This window comes from Novosphingobium sp. ERW19 (genome assembly GCF_012641315.1).
Classification (GTDB): domain Bacteria; phylum Pseudomonadota; class Alphaproteobacteria; order Sphingomonadales; family Sphingomonadaceae; genus Novosphingobium.
Window position 1 is genome coordinate 144,847 of the sequence record NZ_JABAIC010000007.1, and the last position, 24,347, is coordinate 169,193.

Annotated in this window: 23 protein-coding genes; 11 read left to right on the forward strand and 12 right to left on the reverse strand. The window is 65.0% G+C overall.

What is annotated here, in order from left to right:
- The first annotated feature begins 37 nt into the window (after positions 1-37).
- The 7 genes from HGI46_RS14700 to HGI46_RS14730 are packed head-to-tail and all read left to right on the forward strand — an operon-like array spanning position 38 to position 5,807.
- A complete protein-coding gene (locus HGI46_RS14700) occupies positions 38-388 on the forward strand; it encodes an REDY-like protein HapK (protein WP_240946788.1) in 351 nt (116 codons plus the stop codon).
- Entirely contained in the window at positions 385-1,206 is an 822-nt protein-coding gene (locus HGI46_RS14705; protein ID WP_168904843.1) for an SDR family NAD(P)-dependent oxidoreductase, read from the forward strand. The genes HGI46_RS14700 and HGI46_RS14705 overlap by 4 nt, the downstream gene beginning before the upstream one ends.
- 1 nt (position 1,207) lies before the next feature.
- On the forward strand, positions 1,208-2,590 hold the full coding sequence (locus HGI46_RS14710; protein ID WP_168904844.1) for an MmgE/PrpD family protein: 1,383 nt from the start codon (positions 1,208-1,210) through the stop codon (positions 2,588-2,590).
- A 57-nt stretch (positions 2,591-2,647) separates the two neighbouring features.
- A complete protein-coding gene (locus HGI46_RS14715; protein ID WP_168904845.1) occupies positions 2,648-3,538 on the forward strand; it encodes a VOC family protein in 891 nt (296 codons plus the stop codon).
- Positions 3,538-4,380 (forward strand): alpha/beta hydrolase, encoded by an 843-nt coding sequence (locus HGI46_RS14720; RefSeq protein ID WP_168904846.1) that lies wholly within the window; start codon positions 3,538-3,540, stop codon positions 4,378-4,380. Before HGI46_RS14715 ends, HGI46_RS14720 begins: the two co-directional genes overlap by 1 nt.
- Before the next feature lie 4 nt (positions 4,381-4,384).
- On the forward strand, positions 4,385-5,047 hold the full coding sequence (locus HGI46_RS14725) for a hypothetical protein (protein ID WP_168904847.1): 663 nt from the start codon (positions 4,385-4,387) through the stop codon (positions 5,045-5,047).
- A 31-nt stretch (positions 5,048-5,078) separates the two neighbouring features.
- Entirely contained in the window at positions 5,079-5,807 is a 729-nt protein-coding gene (locus HGI46_RS14730) for a DUF3108 domain-containing protein (RefSeq protein WP_168904848.1), read from the forward strand.
- 100 nt (positions 5,808-5,907) lie between these two features.
- Here HGI46_RS14730 and HGI46_RS14735 read toward each other — a convergent pair whose 3' ends face one another.
- The 3 genes from HGI46_RS14735 to HGI46_RS14745 are packed head-to-tail and all read right to left on the reverse strand — an operon-like array spanning position 5,908 to position 9,714.
- The gene (locus HGI46_RS14735) at positions 5,908-6,732 is read right to left on the reverse strand and encodes a cupin domain-containing protein (RefSeq protein ID WP_168904849.1); all 825 of its coding nucleotides are present in this window, start codon (positions 6,730-6,732) and stop codon (positions 5,908-5,910) included.
- A 4-nt stretch (positions 6,733-6,736) separates the two neighbouring features.
- The gene (locus HGI46_RS14740; RefSeq protein ID WP_168904850.1) at positions 6,737-8,080 is read right to left on the reverse strand and encodes an MFS transporter; all 1,344 of its coding nucleotides are present in this window, start codon (positions 8,078-8,080) and stop codon (positions 6,737-6,739) included.
- Positions 8,080-9,714: an alpha/beta hydrolase gene (locus HGI46_RS14745; protein WP_168904851.1), complete on the reverse strand. Its 1,635-nt coding sequence runs from the start codon at positions 9,712-9,714 to the stop codon at positions 8,080-8,082. The genes HGI46_RS14740 and HGI46_RS14745 overlap by 1 nt, the downstream gene beginning before the upstream one ends.
- Positions 9,715-9,889: 175 nt before the next feature.
- Here HGI46_RS14745 and HGI46_RS14750 point away from each other — a divergent pair, with 175 nt between their 5' ends.
- Positions 9,890-11,167, forward strand: a complete 1,278-nt coding sequence (locus tag HGI46_RS14750) for an MFS transporter (protein ID WP_240946789.1) — start codon at positions 9,890-9,892, stop codon at positions 11,165-11,167.
- A 152-nt stretch (positions 11,168-11,319) separates the two neighbouring features.
- The gene (locus HGI46_RS14755) at positions 11,320-12,057 is read left to right on the forward strand and encodes a GntR family transcriptional regulator (RefSeq protein ID WP_346766740.1); all 738 of its coding nucleotides are present in this window, start codon (positions 11,320-11,322) and stop codon (positions 12,055-12,057) included.
- Positions 12,058-12,158: 101 nt separating this feature from the next.
- Here HGI46_RS14755 and HGI46_RS14760 read toward each other — a convergent pair whose 3' ends face one another.
- From HGI46_RS14760 to HGI46_RS14785, 6 genes are all read right to left on the reverse strand, one after another.
- Positions 12,159-13,172, reverse strand: a complete 1,014-nt coding sequence (locus HGI46_RS14760; protein ID WP_168904852.1) for an NAD(P)-dependent alcohol dehydrogenase — start codon at positions 13,170-13,172, stop codon at positions 12,159-12,161.
- The gene (locus HGI46_RS14765; RefSeq protein WP_168904853.1) at positions 13,169-14,095 is read right to left on the reverse strand and encodes a polysaccharide deacetylase family protein; all 927 of its coding nucleotides are present in this window, start codon (positions 14,093-14,095) and stop codon (positions 13,169-13,171) included. The genes HGI46_RS14760 and HGI46_RS14765 overlap by 4 nt, the downstream gene beginning before the upstream one ends.
- Positions 14,092-14,979 (reverse strand): polysaccharide deacetylase family protein, encoded by an 888-nt coding sequence (locus tag HGI46_RS14770; RefSeq protein ID WP_168904854.1) that lies wholly within the window; start codon positions 14,977-14,979, stop codon positions 14,092-14,094. Before HGI46_RS14770 ends, HGI46_RS14765 begins: the two co-directional genes overlap by 4 nt.
- Complete coding sequence (locus HGI46_RS14775) at positions 14,979-15,659, reverse strand: isochorismatase family protein (RefSeq protein WP_168904855.1); 681 nt, start codon at positions 15,657-15,659, stop codon at positions 14,979-14,981. The genes HGI46_RS14770 and HGI46_RS14775 overlap by 1 nt, the downstream gene beginning before the upstream one ends.
- Before the next feature lie 134 nt (positions 15,660-15,793).
- Positions 15,794-18,025, reverse strand: a complete 2,232-nt coding sequence (locus HGI46_RS14780) for a TonB-dependent receptor (RefSeq protein ID WP_168904856.1) — start codon at positions 18,023-18,025, stop codon at positions 15,794-15,796.
- Between the two features lie 75 nt (positions 18,026-18,100).
- Positions 18,101-19,387, reverse strand: a complete 1,287-nt coding sequence (locus tag HGI46_RS14785; protein WP_168904857.1) for an MFS transporter — start codon at positions 19,385-19,387, stop codon at positions 18,101-18,103.
- A 315-nt stretch (positions 19,388-19,702) separates the two neighbouring features.
- Between HGI46_RS14785 and HGI46_RS14790 the strand changes: the two genes are divergently transcribed.
- Both HGI46_RS14790 and HGI46_RS14795 read left to right on the forward strand, forming a co-directional pair.
- Positions 19,703-20,746 (forward strand): DUF1838 family protein, encoded by a 1,044-nt coding sequence (locus tag HGI46_RS14790; RefSeq protein WP_168904858.1) that lies wholly within the window; start codon positions 19,703-19,705, stop codon positions 20,744-20,746.
- Positions 20,747-20,929: 183 nt separating this feature from the next.
- The gene (locus tag HGI46_RS14795) at positions 20,930-22,000 is read left to right on the forward strand and encodes an LLM class flavin-dependent oxidoreductase (protein WP_168904859.1); all 1,071 of its coding nucleotides are present in this window, start codon (positions 20,930-20,932) and stop codon (positions 21,998-22,000) included.
- A gap of 19 nt (positions 22,001-22,019) precedes the next feature.
- Here HGI46_RS14795 and HGI46_RS14800 read toward each other — a convergent pair whose 3' ends face one another.
- The 3 genes from HGI46_RS14800 to HGI46_RS14810 form a co-directional block, all read right to left on the reverse strand.
- A complete protein-coding gene (locus HGI46_RS14800) occupies positions 22,020-22,898 on the reverse strand; it encodes an alpha/beta hydrolase (RefSeq protein ID WP_346766741.1) in 879 nt (292 codons plus the stop codon).
- A 65-nt stretch (positions 22,899-22,963) separates the two neighbouring features.
- The gene (locus HGI46_RS14805; RefSeq protein WP_168904861.1) at positions 22,964-23,392 is read right to left on the reverse strand and encodes a hypothetical protein; all 429 of its coding nucleotides are present in this window, start codon (positions 23,390-23,392) and stop codon (positions 22,964-22,966) included.
- Positions 23,344-24,336 carry an alpha/beta hydrolase gene (locus HGI46_RS14810; protein WP_168904862.1) on the reverse strand — a complete coding sequence of 331 codons (993 nt, stop codon included), beginning with the start codon at positions 24,334-24,336 and terminating at the stop codon, positions 23,344-23,346. Before HGI46_RS14810 ends, HGI46_RS14805 begins: the two co-directional genes overlap by 49 nt.
- Positions 24,337-24,347: the final 11 nt, after the last annotated feature.

Sequence of the window (24,347 nt, forward strand, 5' to 3'; positions counted from 1 at the left end):
CATATGCTATATTGACGTAAGCGCCGTTGCAAGGTTCATGAAGGGAACTGACCGGCAGGCGACAAAGCGAGGACCGACGATGCACATTTTTGCCGTTTTCAACCTGAAGCCGGGCGTTTCCGAAGAGGACTACCTGGCCTGGGCGCGCAGCACCGATCTGCCCACGGTCAACGCCCTGCCTTCGATCGCCAGCTTCCGCGTGTTCCGCACCACCGGCGTGATGGGCAGCGATGCCAAGCCGCCGTTCGGCTATATCGAAGTGCTTGAAATTGCTGACATGGCCCAGTTCGAAAAGGACGTCTCGACCGCCGCGATGGGCGAGGTTGCCGCCGCGTTCAACAACATGGTCGAAGTCACTTTCCTCACCACCGAAGAGGTCACGGCGTGAAGTTCGCAGGCAAGGTTGCGGTCATCACCGGATCGGGCCGCAAGCAGGGCCTCGGTGAAGCCATCGCCCGCCGCCTGTCCGAGGAAGGCGCCACCGTGGTCATCGCCGACATCGGCGGATCGCGCGATTCGGCCACACCCGATGCGATGATCGGCGCCGAGGCCGAAATGCGCGAAGTGGCCGAATCGATGCCGGGTGCCGCCTCGACATTCTCGTGCGATGTGCGCGATCCCGATCAGGTGCGCGCGCTCGCCGCCCATGCCGTGGCCGCGCATGGCTCGCTCGATATCTGGGTGAACAACGCCGGCATCGGCTACATCATGAAGCCGCTGGGCGATGTCTCTGCAGACGAGTGGCGCGCGGTGATCGATGTGAACCTGACCGGCGCATGGTTCGGCCTGCAGGCCGCAGCAGAGATCATGATTGCGCAAGGGAAGGGCGGGCGCATCGTCAACATCGCCAGCCAGGCGGCGAAGTCCGGCTTCATGCACGCGCAGGCCTATACGGCATCCAAGCACGGTCTGGTCGGGCTGGTGCGCTCGGCCTCGATCGAGCTGGGCGCGCATGGCATCACCGTCAACAACGTCTGCCCGAACCATGTGACGACCGGCCTCGGCAAGTGGCAGAACGAACACTTCGCCGCCGTGCAGGGCATCAGCGTCGAACAGTACCTCAAGAACATGGCCGCGCGCATTCCGCTGGGCCGTCTCGGCCTGCCCGAGGACACCGCCAATGCCGTCGCTTTCCTGTGCTCGGCAGAAGCCTCGTACATCACCGGTGAAAGCATGAACGTGTCCGGCGGCGAGGAGCCGCACTGATATGCCAGAAACTGACCGGGCGGCCGCCAATCCGGCGCATGTCCTGATCGATCACGCGCTGTCGCTGCGGTGGGAGGACCTGCCAGAAGCGACGCGCAGCCGCGCCAGGACTTTCCTGCACGATTCGCTCGCTGTCGGTGTGGCGGGGCGCAATGCCGCGCATGCCGATGCCGTGCTAGCGATGGTGCAGGGCTGGGGCGCGGGCGAGGTGGCAGGCGTGCTGGGCCGACCGGGCCTGCGCCTGCCAGCGCCTTCGGCGGCCTTCGTCAATGCCTTCCAGATCCACGGACAAGAGTACGACTGCGTCCACGAACCAGCGGTGCTGCACCCGATGGCCACGGTCCTCGCCGCGCTGCTGGCAGAGCTGGCGCGCGGTGAAGCGGTCGACGGCGAACGCTTCCTGACCGCGATAGTCGCAGGTGTGGACGTTGCCGTAACGCTCGGCCTTGCCGCGCCCGATGCGCTGAAGTTTTTCCGCCCCGCCACCGCAGGCATCTTCGGTTGCGTTGCAGCGATTGCCTTACTGCGCCAGATGCCGCGCGAACAGGCGCTCGATGCTTTCGGGCACGCGCTGGCGCTGGTTTCGGGGACGATGCAGGCGCATCTCGAAGGCAAGCCCGCCTTGCCGGTGCAGGTTGCCAATGCCGCGCGCGGCAGTCTTGTCGCCATCGACCTTGCCCGCGGCGGGATGCCCGGTGTGACGCGGCCCATCGATGGCCCCTTCGGCTACTTCGCGCTGCTGGAAGTGCGCGAGGCCCTGTCACCCGCGCTTGAGCGTTTGGGCAAAGGCCACCGCATCACCGAAGTCAGCTGGAAGCCGTTCCCCACCGGGCGTGCCGGCCACGGCGGCATCGTCGCGGTGCAGCAGCTGTGTGAGCGGCAGGGACTGTCCGCCGCCAATCTCGAAGCCCTCGAATATCACGCACCGCCGCTGATCCATCGCCTCGTCGGTCGCCCGGCGCATGAAGGCATGGAGCCCGGTTATGCGCGGCTGTGCATGCAGTATCTCATGGCCGTCACGCTCCTGCGCGGAACGGTGACTTTGGCTGATTTCAGCCGCGAGGGGCTGGATGACGCTGAAGTGCTGGCACTGGCAAGGCGCATCACCGTGATCAACGATGGCAACCCGGATCTTGCTGCCTTCGTGCCTGCGCGCGCTGTCGCCCGCACCATTGACGGGCAGGAGCTGACCCACGCCGTTGCCGCGCAGCTCGGCTCCCCGGAATGGCCGCTGACCGAGCAGCAGCATTCGGCCAAGGCGCTGGGATGCCTTGATTTTGCAAGTCTTGGCGATGCGCACGAGGCGCTGGCGCAAGTCGTAGCCGGGCTTGAGCGTGAGAGCGATGCCCTGTCTGCGATCATCCGCAGCGGCGTGCTGTCATAAGCGCTTGCAAATGTATTATATCTATATCAATTAAATCGCACGCAGCGGGGAATCACCATGACCTTATTGAAGTGCGCCACGCACGTTGTCGGCAATCTCGATGATGCCATCGCCCGCTATGAACAGTGGATGGAATACCGCACGGTCGAACAAGGCGAAGTGTCTGCCGATCTTGCCGCAGCGTGGGCAGCGCCGGCCAGTGCAGGCAAGCGCTATGCCGTGCTGCAACCGGCTTCGGGCACGCAAGTGTTCCTGCGCTTCGTCGAAGGCGATCCGGTGCCGGATTACCTGCCGATCCGCACGTATGGCTGGGCGGCCATCGAACTGTGCGTCACCGATGTCGAAGCGGTGAACGAAAGGATGCTGCAAAGCCCGTTCGAGGTCATCGGCCCGCCCAAGCCCTTGGACGGCTTCGCCACGGTCAAGCCGATGCAGGTGCGCGGTGCAGACCTTGAAACCGTCTACCTCACGGAAATCCTGCAGCCCGGCGAAGGCACCGGCCTGCCGCAGCCGCAGTCGCTGGTCGACCGGCCCTTCATCATGGTGCTCGCCTGCCCCGATCTGCGCAAGACCGCGCAGTGGGTGAAGGACGTGCTCGGCCTGCCGATGATCGATCCGGTGGCGATCCGCTATTCGATGATCGAAAAGGCGTTCGGCCTGCCCGAAACCGCCAGGACCGAACTGACCACCGCGCGCGGCAACGGCCAGGTGTTCCTCGAACTCGATCAGTACCCCGAAGCGGCGACCGTGCGCCCGCGCCACGAAGGCGCGCTGCCGCCGGGCGTGGCGATCACCACCATGCTCTATCCCGATTTCGACCGCCTCGAAGGCCACTGGGCCAGCGCCCCGGTCGCGCGTGAAGGCGCCGTCTATGGCGGCAAGCGCAGCGGCGTGCTGGTAACCCCGGAAGGCGCGCTGCTCGAGATCGTCGAAGGCGGAGAGATCTGATGGCTGCAACGCCGATCAAGCGCGGGTTCGTTGACGTTCCGCATGGCCAGTTGCACTACCGTTACGCGGGCGACAGTGGCGAGCCGCTGCTGATCCTCCATGCCTCGCCCGGCAGCTCGCGCCAGCAGGTCCGCATTATCGAGGACTTTGCCGGAGAAGCGCGCGTCTTTGCCCCCGATACGCCCGGCAATGGTGACAGCGATGCGCTGTCGGACCGGGAGCCGACCATCCCCGAACTCGCCGCTGCGGCGCTGGCGTTTATCGATGCCATCGGGCTTGAGAAAGTGCGCGTCTATGGTTCGCATACCGGCGCGGCCATCGGCACCGAACTCGCCATCCTTGCGCCGGATCGCGTCTCCGCCCTCGTCCTCGACGGCGTCAGCCTGATGCAGGGCGAGGAACTGGCCGACGTGCTCGCGCGCTACGCCTTCCCCTTCGAACCGGATCTTGAAGGCGCCTACCTGATGCGCCTGTTCCAGTTCTGCCGTGACCAGTACATGTTCTTTCCGTGGTACAACCGTACCCGCGCCGGAAGGCGCGATGGCGGCCTTGGCAGCGCGGCCGACCTCCACGCCTGGATCACCGAAGTGATGAAGGCGGCCACCACCTACCACCTCAATTACCGCGCCGCGTTCAAGTGGCCTGCGGACAAGCGGATGCCGCTGCTGCAATGCCCGACGCTGGTCACGGCAGCCGTCAACGACCCGCTCTATGATTCCAGCGTCGCACTGGAAAAGCTGCTGAAGGACGGCAGCTTCGCAGAGCTGCCGCGCCTTGATGCGGCAGAGTTCCGCAGCGCGCGCAAGGCCGCGATGGACAGCTTCTTCGGCAAGAGGGCCTGAACCCATGGACATCGGCCTTTCCCTGCTGACGCTGCTGCACCTGCTGATCCCGATCTACTGGCTCGGCGGCGATCTTGGCGCGTTCTACGGCTCGCGCTTCATGATCGATCCGGCGCGTTCGGTGCCCGAGCGCATGATGGCGCTGAAGATCCTCAACAACATCGACATGGCCCCGCGCACCACGCTGATCCTCGCTTTCCCGACCGGGTTCGGGCTGGCCGTGGCCAAGGGCTGGATCGACGTGCCTGGCTCTGCCGCCATCCTTGTGTGGGTGCTCGGCCTTGCCTGGCTGGCCCTGGCGTGGACCGTCCACCTCAAGCATGGGCCTGCGGGTGCGGGATACAAGCGCGTCGACATCGCGGTGCGCTATGTCGTGCTGGCGGGCCTGATCGGCAGCGGCGTCGCCGGGCTGGCCGGGGCGATCACATTGCCGCTGTTCATCTCGCTCAAGCTGCTGGCGCTCGCCACGTGCATTTCCATCGGCCTGCTGGTCCGCCGCCAGCTGGTGCCGCTGTTCCCGGCGATCATTGCCCTGCGCGAGAACGGCCCGACGCCCGAGGGGGATCGCACCATCAAGGGCGTCATCGCCATCACCCAGCCAACCGTGATGGTGCTGTGGGTCGTGGTGCTGATCGCCTGCTTCCTCGGCATCGCCACGCCGGTCTGACCGGGCCACTCAATTCAAAGGGAGACTTCCATTGCAAAAGCATCGGACCATTTCCGGCAAGATCCAGTACACATCGCGCAAACCGGGCCGCGAAGGCGAAGAGCGCGGGCGCGAGGAGTTCACCTGGACGCATCACAGCGATGGCAAGCGCACCCTGCGCGCCCGCTGCGAGATCGACGAGCCGGCGCCGACCGTTCACCGCGATATCGTCTACAGCCTTGATGAGAACGACCGCCCGATGGACTGCTTCGTCCGCCTGGTGATCGGCGACGAATTCATGGGCGCAGGCCTGTTCATCATCAACAAGGACACGGTCGAGTGCGAAAGCTATGGCCCGTCCATCGGCCGCATTTCGCAGACCGTGCAGATCGATGCGCCGTTCGACGGCTTCGGCACACACCCGATCGTGGCTGACGCCTACATCACCCGCAAGATGGATCGCAGCAAGGGCCCGCACAAGCGCAAGTTCCCGTGCTTCCTGCCTTCGCCCGACCATCGCGGCGCCACCCCGCCGCTGATTTCCCGCACGGCCATCAACCTCGCCTATGTCGGCGACGAGACGGTGACGGTCTCTGCCGGCACCTTCGACTGCCACGTCTTCGAATTCTCGGACGAGGACGCCAGCATGATCTCCATCGGCGGTGAGGCGCACCCCGCCTATCGCATGTGGGTGACGGCCGACGATGACTCGATCTTCGTCCAGGGCGGCGTCGGTGGCTACATGCAGACCTGGTACGAACTGGTCGAACTGAAGCGCTAGAAAGTGATCTAACCTCCCTGTCGGAACCGGTCACCCGGCCGGTCCCGGCCTTGCGGCACCTGCATCTCACGATGCGGGTGCCGCCTTTTATTTGCGGCTGTTACCAGGCGTCCTGCGGCTTCAGCGCACGCGCCCATGCGGTGGGCGTCCCTTCCGGCAGTACCGGCGCATAAGCAGCACCGATGGGGAGCGGGCGCAGCTCATCGCTCCACTTGGTGACGATGGCATTGGCGCCGGGTGAGCGCATGATCTGCACGAAGCCCGTTTCGGAAACATGCGGGCCATGCAGGATGCCGGGCGGGCGATAGAAGTAGGCGCCGGTGCCCATCTGCCCTTCCGGCGCCCACATCGCGCCTTGCAGCATGAACATCTCCTCGGCGTGGTCGTGCGTTTCCGCCGGGAGCATCGTGGCTTGGGCGGGCACGCCGTGGGCCATGCCGGTCAGCAGGAACGTCCGCCCGCTGTCGTTGGGGCCAAGGCGCAGAACCTTGCGCGCCAGCCGCAGGTGGGCAAGCTTCGGGTCATAAGTCGATACGTCCCACGGCATCGCCGGGGTATCGAGCGCAATCGTGTCGGCGCTGCCCGCCATGCCGTTCGGATCGCCTGAAGCATGGCGGAACACCAGCAGCACCGCGCCGTCACACGTCGAACGCGCGCCCAGCCGCGCGCCTTGCGGCAGGAAGCCATAAGCGTGATAGCCGCGCTCCATCCCGTCGATGGTGATTGCGCCGTCGAGCACGAAGAACTCTTCCGCCCCGGCCTCGTCGGGATTGGCCCCGGCGGAAAAACCCGCCGGATAGCGCACGATCAGCGTCGCCTCGTCGCTCAGCGGGTCGGCATTGAGAACCTTTTCTTCGGCACCGTCAGCCCGCCTCGACCACCCGACGTTCTGGGCGTGGATGAATTCGATGTGGGGCCGGGCCATCGTCTCAGCCGGCTTCGTGGGCGGCGGCCGCGGCGCGGAAGCTGCGGCGGCTGGCCAGGAGGATCAGGAACGCCGCCAGCCCGCAGCCGAAGAACACGCTGCCCAATGACCACGAGATCCCGGCGGGCGAGGTGAACACCGTGTCGGACAGGAAACCGACGATGAAGTTGCCCGCCGTCAGCGCGACCAGCCCCGAAGCGATCGTCTGCAGCGCCATCATCTGCGCGCGCAAGGCGTTGGGCGTGATCTGCGCAAAGCCGCTGTAGACTGCAGAAGTGTTCCAGTTGAGGAACAGCGCGTTCAGCCCATAGCCGAGCAGGGCGAGGTTGCCGGTGGGGGCGACGCAGGCCAGCGTCCCGAACACCACCAGCGAAGCCGAACAGCCCATCGCGCACAGGATCGGCGCATCGGCATGGCCCCGCGCTTTGAGCCAGGCAATGACCCAGCCGCTGTTGACCGCCGCGAAGATCGAGAGCGGCAGCCCGACAGCCCCGAGAATCTTGCCCGTCTCTGCCGCGGTCCAGCCGTGGGCGCGGATGAACAGGGCAGGGAACCAGCCGACGATGGCATAGACGCAGACGAGGTTCAGCACCGATCCGAGCATGAACAGGCCGAACGCGCCGGGCCGGTCGATGAACAGGCGGAACAGCGGCTTGAGGCTGAGCGAGGGGATTGCCGTCGTGCCGCCCTGGCGCGCCGGTTCACGCGCCGTCAGCAGGAGGACGAGCGCCAGCAGCAGGCCCGGCGCGCCGCACAGCACGAACACCACCTGCCACGGCTGCATCGCCCCGAACAGGCCCGGAAATCCGCCGATCAGCCCGTCGGCCCAATCGAGAAACAACCCGCCCAGCGCCATTGCCGCTGCCGTGCCGAGCGAGCTGCCGGTGACGAACACGCCATAGGCCTTGGGGCGAATGTCGGGCTCGAAATAGTCGGCGATCAGCGAGGTGGCGACCGGGACCAGTGCCGCTTCGCCCACGCCAACCAGCATTCGCGCGATGAACAGTTCGTGGAAGTTGCTGGCGAGCGAGCAGCCGATGGTTGCCGCGCTCCACAGCATCAACCCGCCGAACAGCAGCGTCACGCGCCGCCGCCGGTCCGACAGCATGCCCAGCGGCAGGCCCAGCACCGAATAGACCACGCTGAACGCCATGCCCTGCAGCAGGCCGAATTGCGTATCGTTGATCGCCAGCGCGGCCTTGAGAGGCTCGATCAGCAGGGCGATCGAAACCCGGTCAAGAATCGCCAGCGCATAGGCCAGCGTCAGCAGCGAAAGGACGTACGAGGCGTAGGACCGTTTCGGCCACGGGGCAGGTGCGGGAAACGGGGCCGTGGTCGCATCGGACATCAAGTCTTCGCCTTTAGCTTCGCGTTTCTGCCCGCCTCTTCGAGAGCGCGGTTGAGCGCTTCGGGAACCCGGACAGGGTCTTGCGGGACCATGAAGGCCGTCGCTTGGGCCAGCAGCGCGATCAAGGAAGCAGAGGTTGCCATCGCTGGATCATTTCCCACGGCCACGACCGCCGGCACCTCCACGCGCTGCCAATCGTCAGGCTGGTTGGCCGCCATGGCAGCGGCAATCGCCTGTCCGTAGTTTGTCCGCTGATTGAGCAAACCGGTAAGCGCACGGTGCAGATCGTCGGCATCCGGAATTGCCGCGTCGCGTGCGGCGGAGGGTCGGGCATCGTGCCATGGCCATTGCACGGCGCCATCACGCAGCATGTGCCAGAACTGGTGGAGGTGCGATCCGGCCAGCGGGTCGAATGCGATTGCGGGAGCGAGCGCCGGGTCTTGCGACGAAAGCGCGGGCGCGCCCCAGATGACGAGTGACGCCACCAGATCAGGGCGCCGCGCTGAAAGGCGTGCCGCGATGGGCGAGGCAAGGCCGAGCGCCATCACGTCGCAACCAGCGCCCGCACCGTCAGCGATGAGCGCGGCCAGGGCATCGGCGATGGCATCGGCATCGGCTGCGTTATCGGGCAGGGGATCGGAGTCACCGAAGCCGGGCAGGTCCGGGACCAGTACCGCCCGTGAAGGCGCCATGACGCTTGCCCAGTGGTGCGCCTCGAGCGTCGAGGGTGCCGAAAGGATCACCAGCGGCCTTTGGTGTCCGGGGCCGGAATGCCGGGTCCAGTGCAACTGGCGGTGGTCCAGATCGAGGTATCCCCGCGAACCCTCAGCCGCACCGGCACCCGGCTGCCGCTCGCCCTTGGCGCATCCCTCCAGCGTCGAGGCGATCCATTCGGCCCAGTCCGTCCGGTCTGCGCCAAGGCGCTGGATCGAGAGCGCGGGATTGCGGTCTGTCGGCACCTTGTCGAGATGGGGGTAGAGCACGTCATCGCTGCGCGCGCCCACCAGCGTCGGCACCTGCACCGCAAGCAAGTCCTCCAGCGGGCTCCAGCGCATTGCCGCGGTATAGGCGTCGGCATAGTGCGGCCCGGCGCTGAACAGGTCTATGCCATAGTCTTCCAGCCATTCGGGCGAAGGCGGCTCCATCGGAATGCGGTGTCCGGCATCGACCGCGAACCACGGAAACCAGCGCAGCATGTCGCGGGTGCGGCTCCATTCCGCCGCCAGCCAGGCGCCGGTCGGTTCGGGGGCGAAGGGGCGCATGTAGGCGGTGATGAAGGCGTCATCGGCGGGCTGATCGGGGATCGACAACCCATCAAGCACCAGTTGCGGCATCCTGCCGCCGCGAACCGCCAGCGCCAGCGCGATCTTGGCGCTGGTGTGGGTGGCGTAGATCGGCGCTTGCGCAAGGCCCATGGCGTCGAGCGTCGCCCCGAGAGCTTCGGCAAAGTTGGGTATGGTTGGGTTGGCGAAAGGCAGCGGATCGGAGTTGCCATAGCCCGGCGTATCCAGCGCGAAGACGGAAAACCGGCTGGCGAGCAGCTTCATCAGTGGCATGTGCAGCCGCGACGAGCGTGGGGAATCATGCAGCAGGACCACTGCGGGACCAGCCCCGGTGGCCCGATAGTGGACCATCAGATGTTTCCCCGGGGAAACAGCAACGCTGACATAGCCCCGCCGGATGGTCACGTTTTCGCCTGCAGCCAAAGTGCTCACCGATCCCACCTAATTGATATATGAATATGACTATTGATGTGCCATCATCCGATTCTTGTCCAGCCTTCTGAACAACCGCCACACAGGAACCGCGATGGCCGCCGCAACTGACCGCCAGATGATTGCCCAAGCCATGGCGCCGCTGCCGCCAAGGGACACCGCGGCGGGCTGGGTGGTCGTCGCGGCGTCGATGGTCGGCCTGGCGATGGGGCTCAGCCCCTTGCCGTTCTACACCATCGGCATGTTCGCGCCCGAACTGCAGCGCGAATTCGGCTGGAGCTTTGCGGCGCTGATGGGCTCGATCACTGTGCAATCGGTGGTGGTCATGGGCACGGGGCCAGTCGCGGGATTTGCGGTCGATCGCTACGGGGCAAAGCCGGTGGCGCTGATCTCGCTGCTGCTGTTCGGGCTGACATACATGAGCCTGGGGCTGAGCGGCGGGAACATCTGGGTCTATTATGGCCAGTGGGTGCTGATGTCGACGCTGGGGGCGGGGACGCTCACCGCCACCTGGATGCACACCGTCAACGGCTGGTTCGAAAAGCAGCGCGGCCTCGCCATCGGCATTGCCAGCACCGGCACGGGCATCACCGGCTTCCTGATCAAGCCCTTCTCGGCGTGGTTGATCGGCAATTACGGCTGGCGCACGGCGTTTTTCGTGATCGGCGCGCTGCCGATCGTGATCGGTCTGCCGATAGTGGCCATGTTCTTCCGGGAGCGGCTGGACGCCGCCCGCAAGGACACGGGGCTCGCCGCCGAACCCGTCGTCGAAGCGGGGCTGACCTTGCGAGAGGCGCTGCGCGACCGGCGGTTCTGGATCATGACCTTCGCGTTCCTGCTGATCGCCTTTGCGCTGACGGCACCGACGCCGAACCTCGAAAATATCCTGAGGACGCAGAAGTTTACCCTGTCGCAGATCGGCACCATCACCGCGGGCTTCGGCCTTTCGGTGATTGCCGGGCGCATCGTTGGCGGCTTCCTGCTCGATCGGTTCTGGGCACCGGCCTGCGCGCTGGCGATCCTGGTCATGCCGATGATCGGCAGCTTCATGCTGTCACGGCCCGAACTGGATTCCGGCCATGCCGCGGTTGCCGTGATTACGCTGGGGTTGGGTGCAGGCTTCGAGTTCGACCTGCTGGCCTATCTCATCGCCCGCTATTTCGGACGGCGCGCCTATGGCCTGATCTACGGCACGTTCTTCACGGTCATCGCGTTCGGCGGGGGGATGGGGCCGATCGTCTATGGCCGCGTGTTCGATGCGACCGGGCGGTACGACATGGCGCTGCTTTCGGGCGTCGGCTGCCTGATCGTGGGCAGCCTCGCTCTGCTGGCGCTGGGCCGATACCCCGATTGGGCGCGGGAGGCAGCGTGAGCAAGCTGATCGAGTCCGCAGGGATCGGTTATGTTCTGGGCGAGGCGGACATTGCCAGCGACTTGACTAAGCGGGGGCGACCTCCGAAGAGCGGTTTATCCGACCAACGGACAGTCGCCTTCGCGACGCGTGCCGCCAGCGGGGGAGGGATAGTGCTCGATCGCCAAGGCGCAGTGCCGCTCTACCACCAGATCTACCTGAGCCTGCGCGACGAGATCCTTTCCGGTCAGCGGCCCTTTGGCAGCGTCCTGCCCACCGAGCAGGAATTGTCGGCCCATTACGACGTATCGCGCATCACCGCGCGGCGTGTGCTCAATGATCTGGCCGACCAGCACTATGTCGAGCGGCGGCGGCGGCTGGGCACGCGGGTAATCTTCAAGTCACCGGCCAAGCCGCTTGAAGCCAACATCGATCAGGCGGTCGACAGCCTGATGGCGCTGGGCGAGGGAACGACGGTCAACGTCGTCTCGGTCGAGCGCCGCGCCGCCACTGACATCATCGCCAATGCGCTGAAGATCGAGGAAGGCGCCGAAGTGATCCGCGCCGTGCGCGTGCGCTGCCTCGAAGGTATCCCCATCGGCTATATCGTCAGCTACGTGCGGGGCGAACTGGCCGATGTGATTTCGGAAAAGACCCTGCCGCGCGCGCCGCTGCTCAAGCTGCTGGACGAGGCGGGATTCCATGCCGAGCGTGCCGAGCAGACCATCGGCGCGATGCTGGCCGATCCGTCGCTGGTGGAAACGCTCCACGTCGAGCCGATGTCGGCGATCCTGCGGATTACCCGCACGGTCTATGATCGCAACAACGTGCCGTTCCTGCGCACTTACGCGCATTACCGCTCGGACCGGTTCCACATCCGGATGGACTTGCACAATCCTACAGCGGCGTGAGGCCTACAGCGGCGTGAGGCCTACAGCGGCGTGAGGCCTGCTGCGGCGTGAAATTCGGGGCCGCGCTGAGGCGGCCCCTTTTACCGATCAGCGTTGCCCGATCAGCTGACCTTGATCAGCACCTTGCCAAGGTGTGCGCCGGACTTGAGGTACTGGCAGGCGGCAACCGCTTCATCGAAGCTGAACACGCGGTCGACCACGGGCGCAAAGCCGGTGGCTTCCATCGCGCGGACCATGCGGGCGAGCATGGCGCGGCTGCCTTCGGCAATGCCCTTGAGCGTGATGTTCTTGCCGATGATGCCGCCGTAGTTGGGCAGCGGGCCATCGGCAGACCCCACGCCGATGATGACGATGCGAGCGTTGACCGCGCAGGCGTTGATCGACTGGGGCAAGGTGTTCTGGCCGCCGGTTTCCACGACGATGTCCGCGCCGCGCCCGCCGGTCTGGCGCTGCAGTTCGGCGGCCCAATCGGGGTGGGTGGCGTAGTTTACGGTGTAGTCCGCGCCGAGCTTGCGCGCCTGCTCCAGCTTTTCATCGCTGGACGAGGTGATCGCAACGAAGGCACCGTTGGCCTTGGCGATCTGCAGCGCGGCCATGGCCACGCCGCCAGTGCCGAGCGCGACGACGAGATCCCCGGCGCGAACCTGGCCGACTTCGACGACCGCATGCCAGGCGGTGAGCGAGGCTGCGGCGAGGGGCGCGGCGGCTTCGTCGCTCAGGCTGTCAGGCACCTTGACCAGCGCGGCGGCGGGGACCTTCACATATTCGGCCATCCAGCCATCGAGATTGGTGCCAAGATCTGCGCCGAAGTAGCGCATCTCGAACGGACCATCGATCCACGAGACGAAGTGGGCGAGGATCGCGCGGTCACCCACGGCGATGCCGGCAGCGCCTTCGCCGAGCGAGACGACTTCGCCGACGCCTTCGGAGAAGGGAATGCGGTCTTCGGCCTTCTTCGGGCCATAACGGCCTTCGAGGATCTGCAGATCGCGGTTGTTGAGGCAGACGTACTTGACCTTGAGTACCGCCTCGCCGGGGCCGGCGACGGGCATGTCGCGCTCGGCAAGGGTCAGCGATTCAAGGCCGGTCTGGCCTCCGAGTTGATAGGCTTTCAAGACTGGTTCCTCCAGGAATCGAGAATGTCTGCGCCCCGTGCAAACCATGTGGCGGGGCGGGCTTTGAGATCGGCCAGCAGGCGCTCGAAGGCGTCCATGCGATAGGGCAGGCCGATGATGTAGGGCGTGAGGTGCAGCGGCAGCAGGCGTCCGCCGCCGCCGGGGCCACTGACTGCAGCTTCACCGGCCAGCCAGTCATGCGCGTCGAGGATCTGTTCGGCATAGCTGTCGACCGACTGCTGCTGCACGTTGATGATCTGCCGGTCGGACAGTTCGTGGTTGAGCGGCAGGTTGACGAGGCCATTGCCAAAGGCCCACGGCACTTCATCATTGGCCCAGTCAACGCAGTATTCGATGCCCGCTTCGACCAGCAGGTCGGTGGTGGCAAAGCTTTGCGAGCGGGCGATGGAGTGCCACCCGCGCGGAGCCACTCCGGCAACGTCCGCCAAGGCGGCGATGCTGTCACGGATGAGGGCGCGCTCGGCGTCGACCGGCAGGGTCGAGGCGATGGTGCCGTTCATGTCGGTGGAGTGGGCGATGATCTCGTGGCCGGCATCGACGATGTCGCGGATCACCGAGGGGTAGCGCTGCGCGATGGCACCGTTCGCCGCGACCGAGACCTGCACGCCCGCCTTCGCAAAGGCATCGAGCAGGCGATAGAAGCCGATGCGCGTGCCGTATTCGCGGGCGGTGTAGTGGCGGTAGTCCGGGTAGGCCGTCTGCATGTGCCCCGGTGCGCGGAACGGGGTGTCCGAGGGCGTGATCGGGAACCATTCGAGGCTGACGACGATCCACGTCGCCACGCCCTTGCCGCCGGGCCAGGTGATCGGCTTGCGGGTGGGCATCGCCGAATAGGAATAGAGATCGTGATCGTAGCCGGTGCGGCGGCGCGGGTATTCGAGGTAGGTGGGATCGAGGCTCATGCGGCTTCTCCCGTTTGCACGGCACGCCAGGCATCGGCGATATCGCCCGAGCGGGTGATCCAGGCGCGGCCATCGGCAGCGATGTGGCGCAGCACTTCCTCGAACGCGCCGATGCGGTGCGGCTGGCCGATCAGGTACGAATGGAGCGGGATGCACATGACCGTGCCCGAAGGCTCGTCGGCCAGACGTTCGAACTGGCGGATCAGCGTGCGGGCGTATTCGCGCGGGCTCATGTTGTAGATGAAGAAGCCGTAGTGGTCGTTGACCTCGAGGCTGTAGGGCATCGAAATGAGGTCACCGCTGGCGGTCTTCACCCGCTGCGGCTGATCGTCGTGATAGAGGTCGCAGGTGTAATCCAGCCCGTACTCGGCGATCAGGTCAAGCGTGCGCGGGGTGTGGGTGAGGGCGGGGGCGAGCCAGCCGCGGATCGTCTGCCCGGTGGCTTCGCGCACGGTGCGGATCGAATCCTCGATGATCGCGCGCTCCTGCGCTTCGTCCATGCCGTAGGAATAGCGGGTGTTGTAGATGCCGTGGCTGAAGAACTCCCACCCGCGCGCATTGGCATCGGCGACCACATCGGGGTGGTGCTGGCACAGCGCGACCGACAGGCTGACCGAGCCGGGGAAGCCGTGCTTGCTCATCACCTCGGCCATGCGCCAGTGGCCGACGCGGTTGGCGTGATCGCGGTGGGCATAGCCGACCACGTCAGGGTGAGGCTTGGCCCACGACTTCCGGTGCGGGTTCGCGGGCGGATCGATCTCGTAGTATTCGAGGTTGGGCGAGACCCAGACGGCGACCTTCTTGTCGCCCGGCCAGGCAAATGGCTTCCGCCCGCGATAGGGCGAGAAATCATAGAGGCCGGGGTCGGCAGCGCCTTCGAGCATCAGCGCGCCTCCAGCCAGTCGATCACGGTCTGCACCGGTTCGACATCGGCATACTTCAGCTGCAGATCGGTGAGGTTGGCGAAGTGGTAGGACTCGTGCTTGTCGGCGCAAGTCTCGATCGGCACGATCGTGCGATAGCCGCGGCTGAGGCTGTCGACCGCCGTGGCGCGCACGCAGCCCGAAGTGGAGCCGCCGGTGACGACGACGGTATCGACCTTGTGCCACACCAGCAGGCTCTGCAGCGGCGTCTCGAAGAAGGCGGATGGCATGCGCTTGGTGTAGATCATGTCGGCAGGGTCGATTTCGCAACGCTCGTCAAAGGCGTGGCGGTCGGAATCGTACTTGATGTTCTGCAGGCTGTCGGGCGTGTTGGTGCGCGTGCCCCAGACGCCTGCGTCGCTGGCGTCCTCGGCATAGGCGACGTGCGTCCAGATCACCGGCATGCCCTTGGCGCGGGCAAGGCGCGAGATCATGTTGGTGTGCTCGATCTGGCGCGGATCGGTTTCGTAGGCGGTCTTGTAGCGGTCAATCCGGGTGTAGGCGTTCTGGAAATCGACGTTCACGATGGCCAGCTTCTCGCCAAAGCCGAACTTGGTGCGGGCCGGGTTGGCCATGACTTCTTCGAAGATCTGCCGTGCGGTCTTGCTTTCGCAGACCATCTTCGTGCCGATGATGCTCATCTTGCCGTGTTCACCTGTGCTGCGCTGCCGCCAAAGCCCGCATCCGCCGGGATGGCGAATGCGGGCGATTGGTCCGGGTATTCCATGCAGCGTGTCTGACGCGGTCAGCTACGCTGCGCCTGTCCGCTGGACGGTCAGATCTTCACGCGGAGACGACCGGTGAAGCGGCGCGGATCGCCGGGGAACAGCGAGAGGAAGTTCGCCGTGACGGTGCGCTGGTCGGTCAGGTTCGAGACCTCGAACGAAACGCGATAGCGGTCGTCGTCGGTGGTGAAGCTGATAGCTGCGTCGACGAAGTTCTCGGTCGTGGTCCGCGTGGTGTTGAGGACTGCCACCCAGTACGGCGAATTGTGGCGCCACGTGGCGCTGCCGGTGAAATAGCCGCCGAGGTTCGACACCGGAATGTCGTACGACGCGCCGCTGCTGAACTGGAAGGTGGGGACGCGAACCGGGGTCAGCTGCGTGCTGAGCGTGGTTGCCAGCGGCGAGATATAGACGTAGCGGCCATGCATGTACGACGGGTTGGCGAAGAGGCTGAGGTTGCCGAACTTCGCCGTCGCCTCGACTTCGATGCCGTAGACATCGAGCGTACCGGCGTTGAACGGAAGCGATGCGATCACGCCGAGCGAGTTGGCAACGCCAGCGGTGACCTGAAGGTCCCGCGTGCGGGCGTAGTACCCGGTCAGGTTGAAGCGCAGCTTGCGATCGAACAGCTCCGACTTGACGCCGGCTTCATAAGACCAGGTCTTCTCCGGCCGGAAGGTTACGGCGTTCTGCGGAAGCGAGGCGGTGCCGTTCCAGCCGCCCGACTTGAAGCCGTTGGTGACCGAGGCGAACAGCATCACATCGGGGTTTACCTTGTAGTCCACGGCAAAGCGCGGGGTAAAGCGCTTGATCGTCTGCTTCAGGGGAATGCCGAACGCGGTTACCGCCGAGCTGTCGTAGGACAGGGTCGGGAACTGCGTCGACTTGATCAGCTTGAGGTTCTTCTCTTCCCACGTGTAGCGGCCACCAAGCGTCAGCGTCAGCTGCTCGGTGGCGTGGAAATCGGCCTGGGCGTAGTACGCGGCGGTTTCGACCTGATGCTTGTAGAGCGCATCCTGGATGGGGCGGAACGCAGTGGTGCCGCCCGAGAAGCTGGTCTGGCGATCGTCCGAGGTTTCCTTGAGGTAGAACAGGCCGGTGACGAGGTCGATCGTGTCACCCAGCGAATAGTTCAGCTTCAGTTCGTGGCTGTGCTGTTCGTGGATGGCGTTGTCGACGAGGATGTAGCCAGCGTACTTGTTGACCGCCGAGGCGTTGTATTCGTTGATGTATCCCTGATCGAGATGGCGGTAGCCGAAGATGTAGGTCAACGAACCGTTTTCGAGATCGTAGTTTACGTTGCCACCGATCGCGAAAGTCTCGGACAGGTTGCAGTTGCCCTTTTCGAGGGTGAGCAGCGTGTTGACGTTGTTCTTGCTGCAGCCCGTTTGCGACAGGCCGGCGGCGCTTTCGTAGAAGACCGGCTGGGTGACCGCCGTTTTCACGTAGGGGTTCTTGCCGGGGATGTTGCGCAGGCCGGTGTAGGTGCTGGAATTGCTGGTGAATTCGGCCGAGACGTCGATGGTCAGCGCATCGGTCGGCAAAAAGCGCACGTCGCCGCGCACGCCGTAGCTCTTCTCGCCGTTCAGCCAGTCACCGGTGGTGATGTTCTTGAGGTAGCCGCGATCCTGCACGACGAAGCCCGAAAGTTTGGTGCGCACGGTTTCGCTCACCGGCAGGTCGACGCTCGCCTTCATGGTGTAGCGTTGATAGGAGCCTGCGGTGACTTCCATCTTGAGCCCGGCCTCGTCCGAAGGCTTGCGCATGATCACCGCGATGGCGCCGCCGGTGGTATTGCGACCGAACAGGGTGCCCTGCGGTCCGCGCAGCACTTCGACGCGCTCGGTATCGAAGAAGGCGTAGTTGTTGGCGTTCTGGCGGGCGATGTAGACGTCGTCCACGTAAGTGGTGACCGGCGCATCGAACGTCGCGGTCGATTGCGAGTTGCCAAGGCCGCGCAGGTAGAACGTGTTGGCCGAGGCCAGGCCGGCGTTGTGGTTCGAGATCATGCCTGGCACGAACTTCGAGGTGCTGATGGTGTCCGACACTGCCAGACGCTCGAGCATCTTTTCGTTGAAGGCCGACACGGTGACCGGGACCGACTGCAGCTTTTCGGCGCGACGCTGCGAGGTGACGACGATTTCTTCCAGGCCCTTCGATTCAGGGATGGCTTCGGCGTCTGCCTGGGGCGTGGACGCGGGCGCGCTTTGGGCGTGGGCGGTGCCGGCTGCAAGGGCAAGCGGCGCAAGCATCGAGGTAAGCAGGAAACGGTGGCTGGTCATGTCGGATCCCTCACGATCGGCGACGCGTGGAGCGCGTCAAACCAGCCCATATTGTTATATTGATATATCCATATGTCAAATGGCAGACTCGCCTTTGTTGCTGGGCGTAAGTTGCGGATATCGCCCGAGAAACAGGAAGCCTGCCGCGCAAAGTGGAAGAATAATCGCCGACGCCATCAAGGCCGGTGCGAAGTCCTGCGTGCGATCGCGAATCATGCCGAACACCAGCGGAGCAAACCCTGCGCCGGTGGAGAAGCAGACATAGAACATGCTGTAGATCGCGGCGTAGGCGCGCAGGCCGAAGAAGCGCGAAGTGAGGTAGGCGACGACATCGTATTCTATGCCGAGGGCGAAGCCGATCAGAATGATGGCAAAGCGCGCCATGCCGGGATCGAGCTGGCCGTTCGCCAGGATCAGGCATGAAACCGCCGGCATTCCCAGCAGGACGAACGCCACGCCCGGCGCCCAGAAGCGATCGAGCAGCCAGCCGCCGATCAGCCGTCCTCCGATGGAGGAGAGGCCGACAAGCGGGGTAAGCGTCAGGATTGTGGCCGCATCGATGCCGCGATCGAGCAGGATCGGCTCGAGGTTGGGGACTGCCCCTGCCAGGGCGAAGGAAATCGGCACGAGGATCACGGCAATGAGCCAGAAGCGCCAGTGTCGCAGCGCCTCTCCGCGCGTGAAGCCGGGCAGTTCGGCAGATTGATCGACCCGGGCGACGGCCGCCACGGCATTTGCCGGCTTGCCGGCCTGTTCGCGGAAAAGCAGAAGGACCATCGGGATGGCAACAAGCAGGGGCAGCATCCCGAGCGCCACATAGCCCCCACGCCAGCCGTAAAGCCCGATGACCCACGCCAGGAGCGGCTTGCACACCACGCCGAACAGGCCGGTGCCGGTCATGGCGAGGCCCAGCGCCAGCCCGCGATGGTGGTCGAACCACTGGTTGACGGTCCGCGTGAAGGTGATCGGCAAGGTGCCCGCGCCGAGCGCTGCGGCGATCATCCATGTGGCGTAGAACCGGATCAGCGAATTGCCGAGCGTTGCCAGCGACAGGTAAGCGAGGCCGAAACAGGCGAGCGAGGCAACGGCAACCGGCCGCGTGCCATAGCGGTCGCACAGGATGCCCGCCACGGGCGCGGCGACGATCACGGTCACGGTGGTGATGGTGAGACCGGCCATGATTTCGCCCAGCGACCAGCCAAACTCGCGCGCAAGGTGCGGGGCAAAGACGCCAGCCGTGTAGAATGGCATGGCGGCAAGGCCGCAGCCGATGCCCAGGAGCGATGCCAGCAGGATCGGCCAGCCGCGCCGGAACTCACCCTTGCCTTCGCCCAGGCTGCGTCCGGATCGTGTGCTGTCCATGTCCTGCAATCAACCTCCCGCCCATGAAAGCTGGAGAGGAACAGGTTGCAGCCGGGTTTGACAGTTGGCCTGCCATGCCATCCGCCCTTCGGATAGCGCGAGATGGCAACAGCTGCTCCCAGATGATAGAAGCGGGATGTTTCGGCGATATGGCAATGGTGCAGGGGTGGCATCGTGCTATCCGCACAGCGAACAGCGCTCTGCACTGCCGTGCGAAAGACTCGCGGAACAGGTCAAGCTGCCTGCGGACAGATGCAGCGTGGGGCGTGTCTGGACGACAGAGAACCTTCAACACCCGTATTGGATGAAGACTAGATGGATGATGTGAAAATCACCCGCCGCGGCAGCCTTGGCCTTGCCGGCCTTGCAGCTGGCATGGCCATGTCGCCCGCTGTTGCCGCTGCTGCCAAGGGCTCGCAGGGGCCGAGCAAGCTCACGCCTGCCTTCAAGACCAAGATCGATTTCAAGGACCCCGAGTGGAACCGCGACACTTACGTCCGCATCGACGCCGACATCGATCCGACGAAGGAGAAGTGCGGCTGGCTCAAGGGCAAGGCTTATGGCGTGCGCCCGAACGAGCCGATCCGCGCGCTGTTCGGGGTCGAAGGTTTCAGCTTCACCCGTACCAAGCGTCTGGAAGACGGCTCCTATCGCCGCATGCTGCGCGAGGTCGTGTTCTATCGCGATCTGCAGTCGGGCGAGATCCTCAAGACCTGGCACAATCCCTACACCGACGAGACGGTGAAGGTGGTGCCGATCGCCAATGATCCGTTCAACTTCACGATCAGCCAGTGGATGCCGGAACCGCCGTCCTACGGCGGCATGAACAAGGACAAGCCGCCGCGGCAGCCGTTCCTGCAGGATTGGGAATTCGGCCCCGAGGGCACGATGATCCTGCGCACCGACATCGACATGCAGTACCCGAACGCGCTGAATCCCGAAAAGTGGGTGCGCGAATCGTCGGGTCCGATGAACCGCGTGTCGGAACACTTCATCTTCACCGTTCTGCGCAAGGACGTGGAGAACCCGAGGCTGACGCATATCCCGCACATTGGCGCATGGACGCGCACGACGCCGTGGCTGCCATGGATGCTGATGGGGCAGGCCGAAGGCCACGTGAACTACTTCACCCACTTCCAGACCATCCCCGAAGGCGAGAAGGGCCTGCCGGCAGATCTGGTCGCCGCTGCTCGCGCGATGGACGAGAAGTGGCTTCATGCGCCGACCGAGGATTATGGTCCTTCGCTGTCGAGCCTTGAAAACTATGCCCGCGAACAGACGCCGGCCCCGGTCCCGGCCGGTTGGTCGCCCCCCAAGCCGCCGGCAGTGGCCAAGGCGCTGCAGCGCGGCGGCGAGTAAGCGCTGCTCGCACAATGGAATGGCCCGCTGGAACAAGTTTCCGGCGGGCTTTTTCGTGAGCGGCGCGTGGGCATCGGCTTGGCTCCGACAGGCGGTCAGGGTTGTGAGGCGGCTTCGTCAGCGAGAGGCAGTGCATAGACTTCGCACCATTCCGGAAACTGGGCCGAAAGCTGGGAGCGCGCGATGCCTGTCGAGATCAATGGACTGATAAACCACAACATATCGAGCGAGATCGCGCCGCTGCCGTTCGAGACGTTCGATCCCGAAGGCATCGTCAAGATGGCGCGGCTGCATGACGCGTGGGGCTATGACAAGGTGCTCGTCGCCAATGCGGCGGTGATGCCGGACAACTTCACCATTGCCGCGACGATTGCCGCCAATACGACGCGGCTGGGCGTCATGCTTGCCCATCGTCCCGGCTTCATTCCGCCGACGATGGCCGCGCGCATGCTGGCGACGCTCGACCGGCTGATGCCGGGCCGTCTTGGCGTGCACATCATCACGGCGGCGAGCGACGAGGAAACGCAGGCCGATGGCGACTACCTGACCAAGGTCGAACGCTATGACCGGGCCAAGGAATACATCGAGATCCTGCGCGCGATGTGGACCAGCGAGGCGCCGATCACGCACGAGGGCAAGTGGTTCAAGTTCACCGGCGGCTTCGCGGCGATCAAGCCGGCCAACCGCGACGTGCCGGTCTATTTCGGCGGCATGAGCCCCGCTGCGCTCGAGGTGGCAGGCCAGTACTGCGATACCTTCGCCACCCTGTCCGACACGGTTGCGGGCATGACCGAAGTGGTCGGCAAGGTACGTGAAGCGGCGGCACCCTTCGGCCGCAAGCCCGATTTCCTGTGCTCCATCCGCGTGGTGCTGGGCGAGACCGAGGAGGCCGCGTGGGCGCGAGCCGACGCTATCCGCGAGACAGTCGCCGCAAATCTCGGCAAGCTCGACAAGAACACCGCGGCGGTGAAGGCCGATGGCTTCAAGCGAACGGCTGAGCTTGCGGCGCGTGGGGACCGTCTGGAAAAGTGCTTCTGGAACGGCATCAACCAGTTGCGCGGCGGGCAGAGCAATTCGGGCGCGCTGGTGGGCACGCCCGCGCAAGTGGCCGATGCGCTGATGGACTACTACGATGCCGGTGTGAACAAGTTCATCCTGCGCGGCTTCGATCCGGTGGGCGACGTGATCGGCATTGGCCGCGACCTGATCCCGCTGGTGCGCGCAGGGGTCGCGGCGCGGGACGCTGTGGCCTGACGCTGCGGGCGGGGCGGTTTTACCGCCCCGTCACCCGATCAAGGAAAGGCAGCATGCGCGCGGCGCTCTGCACCGGGCAGTCGAGCGGCATCATGTGGCTGCAGCCGGGGATCAGCTCCAGCGTCTTGTCCTTGGCGACCGACATCGCAAAGCCCGGAATGCCGTGCGTTTCCAGCGGCGTTTCATGCTCGTCGCGGCCCCAGACGAACAGCGTGGGCGTGGCGATGTGCTTGAGATCCTCGCCCGAGCTGGCGAAGGAGAACTTCGTCTCGCGGATGGCGCGCATGGATTCGGCATCGCGCAAGGCTCGGTTGTTGAGCACGGTCCATTGTTCGACCAGTTCGGGGGTAACCTGGCTGTCGTCGGTGATGTTGGCGAGCAGGATCTGGCGCCAGAACTCCGGGCGGTGGAAGGTGGGGTGCGTGCGGTCTTCTGCCACGGCGTCCAGCAGCGCCTTGGGCATGGTGCTGAAATCGAGAGCAAAATCGGCAACGGCGATATTGGCGAGAATGAGCCCGTTGAGCCGGCTCTCGCGAGCCGCTGCATAGGCGGTGGCCAGAACGCCGGAGCTGGACGTGCCGAGCAGCACGAATTTCTGCACGCCGAGCTTGTCCATCAGCCCGTCGATCACGGCGATGCGCTGCGTGGTTGAATAGTCGCCGCGCGGGTTGCCACCGGAAAGGCCGCCGGGGGACTGGTCGAAGCGGATCACACGATACTTGCGGGAAAGCACCTTGGCCCAGCCATCGAGCTGGCGCACGTTGGCGAAGGAGCCGTGCAGCAGCAGGATTGCAGGCCCCTTGCCTTCGTCGACGTAGTGAATGTCCTCGTCCGCGATCCTGGCGAAGTGCGAACCGGGCAAGGCGTAGCGTTGGCGCAGGACGGTGTCGGATGGCACCACTGGCGCTGGTTCTGCGGTCTGGGCCTGGGCAAGGGTTGCCCAGCCCAGTGCCAGCGCTGCTGTCAGCAGGCGAGCCGTCTGGCGGAAAGTTGCATGACGACGTAGCGGCCGTTGTAATTGCATGATGAGCCCTCAGCGGTCTGGAGGTCGGGGGCGAAGGTCAGCTGCGACAGGCCGAAGAACTGGCCGGGCGCGGTGCCCTCGTGCGCGCCATCGGCTTCATAGCCATAGCGCAAGTGCCAGCCGCCTTCGGGCAGCGGCGTGAGCTTTTCGGCAAAGCTGACCGAGCGCGAGGATTTGAAGCCGCTCGTCTCGATCGCCACCGCAATGCCATCGGCGGACTGCTGGATGGCAAGGTCGGCGTCCCATTCATAGAGGATGCCGCCGTCCGGTCCCATCGTGATGCCGTGCAGGGCCCAGGCTCCGGCGAGATCGGGCGCGGTCACTTCGCGGGCCCTGTTGCGGCCGGGGCCAGCGTCTTGTCGAACCATGCGCGCAAGTCCTTCGCGGTTTCCTGCGGCAGTTCGAGCATGGGGTAGTGGCCGAGATCGGGGTAGCGGATCAGATCGACCTTGGTGCCGGAGAACTGCTTGACCGCATCGTCGGCGAGATAGGCGGGCAGGACCGGGTCGGCATCGCCCCATTGCAGCAGCACCGGCACCTTGACCCGCGCCGCATCATCGCCTGCGCCCTTTGACCAGACGGCCTTGAGGTTGGCCTGATAGTATTGGCGCACCTTTTCGAAGCCGCCGGGAATGTTGTTGGTCAGGTAGTACCATTCGACCGTCTCGTCGGTCAGGCGTTCCGGGCGGCCATAGAGTTCGGCCAGCGCGCGGCGGTAGTAGAAGCGGGGGTAGTAGTTGGGCACGAGGTTTTCGTGCGTCCATACCATCGCCATCATCACGCGGCTGAAGTCGCTGGGAGGCGGCGCCTTGAGTGGCAGGGTGGAAAGTGCGAGCGCCGTGACCTTCTCCGGATGGGCCGAGGCATAGAGCGTGGCGACAGTCGCGCCGCTGGAGGTGCCGACGATGGCGAAACGCTCAACCTTCTTGGCCTCGACGATGGCCTCGAGCAGTTTCACGACGCCGGGCATGCCGGTGGAGGGCGCGCTGTCGGTCGACAGGCCATAGGGCGGCCAATCGAAGCGGATCACGCGGTAGCGGTCCTTCAGCGCGTCGGTCCAGACGTCCCATTCGCGCAGGTTGGTCATCGAGGAGTGAAGCATGACGATGACCGGACCATCGCGCGGGCCTTCATCGCGAATGTGGATGCGGGCCGTGCCGTAAGTCTCGAAGGTGGACGGTGCGCCGGCCTGTGCCTTCAGGACGCTTTCATACGAGGGGTTCCACCAGCCCGCACGCATGGTCAGCAGGATCAGGGCAAGAAGGCCCAGCCCCACAGCCACCATGAAGCCGAACATTCGCAAGATCTTCATGTTGAGGAACT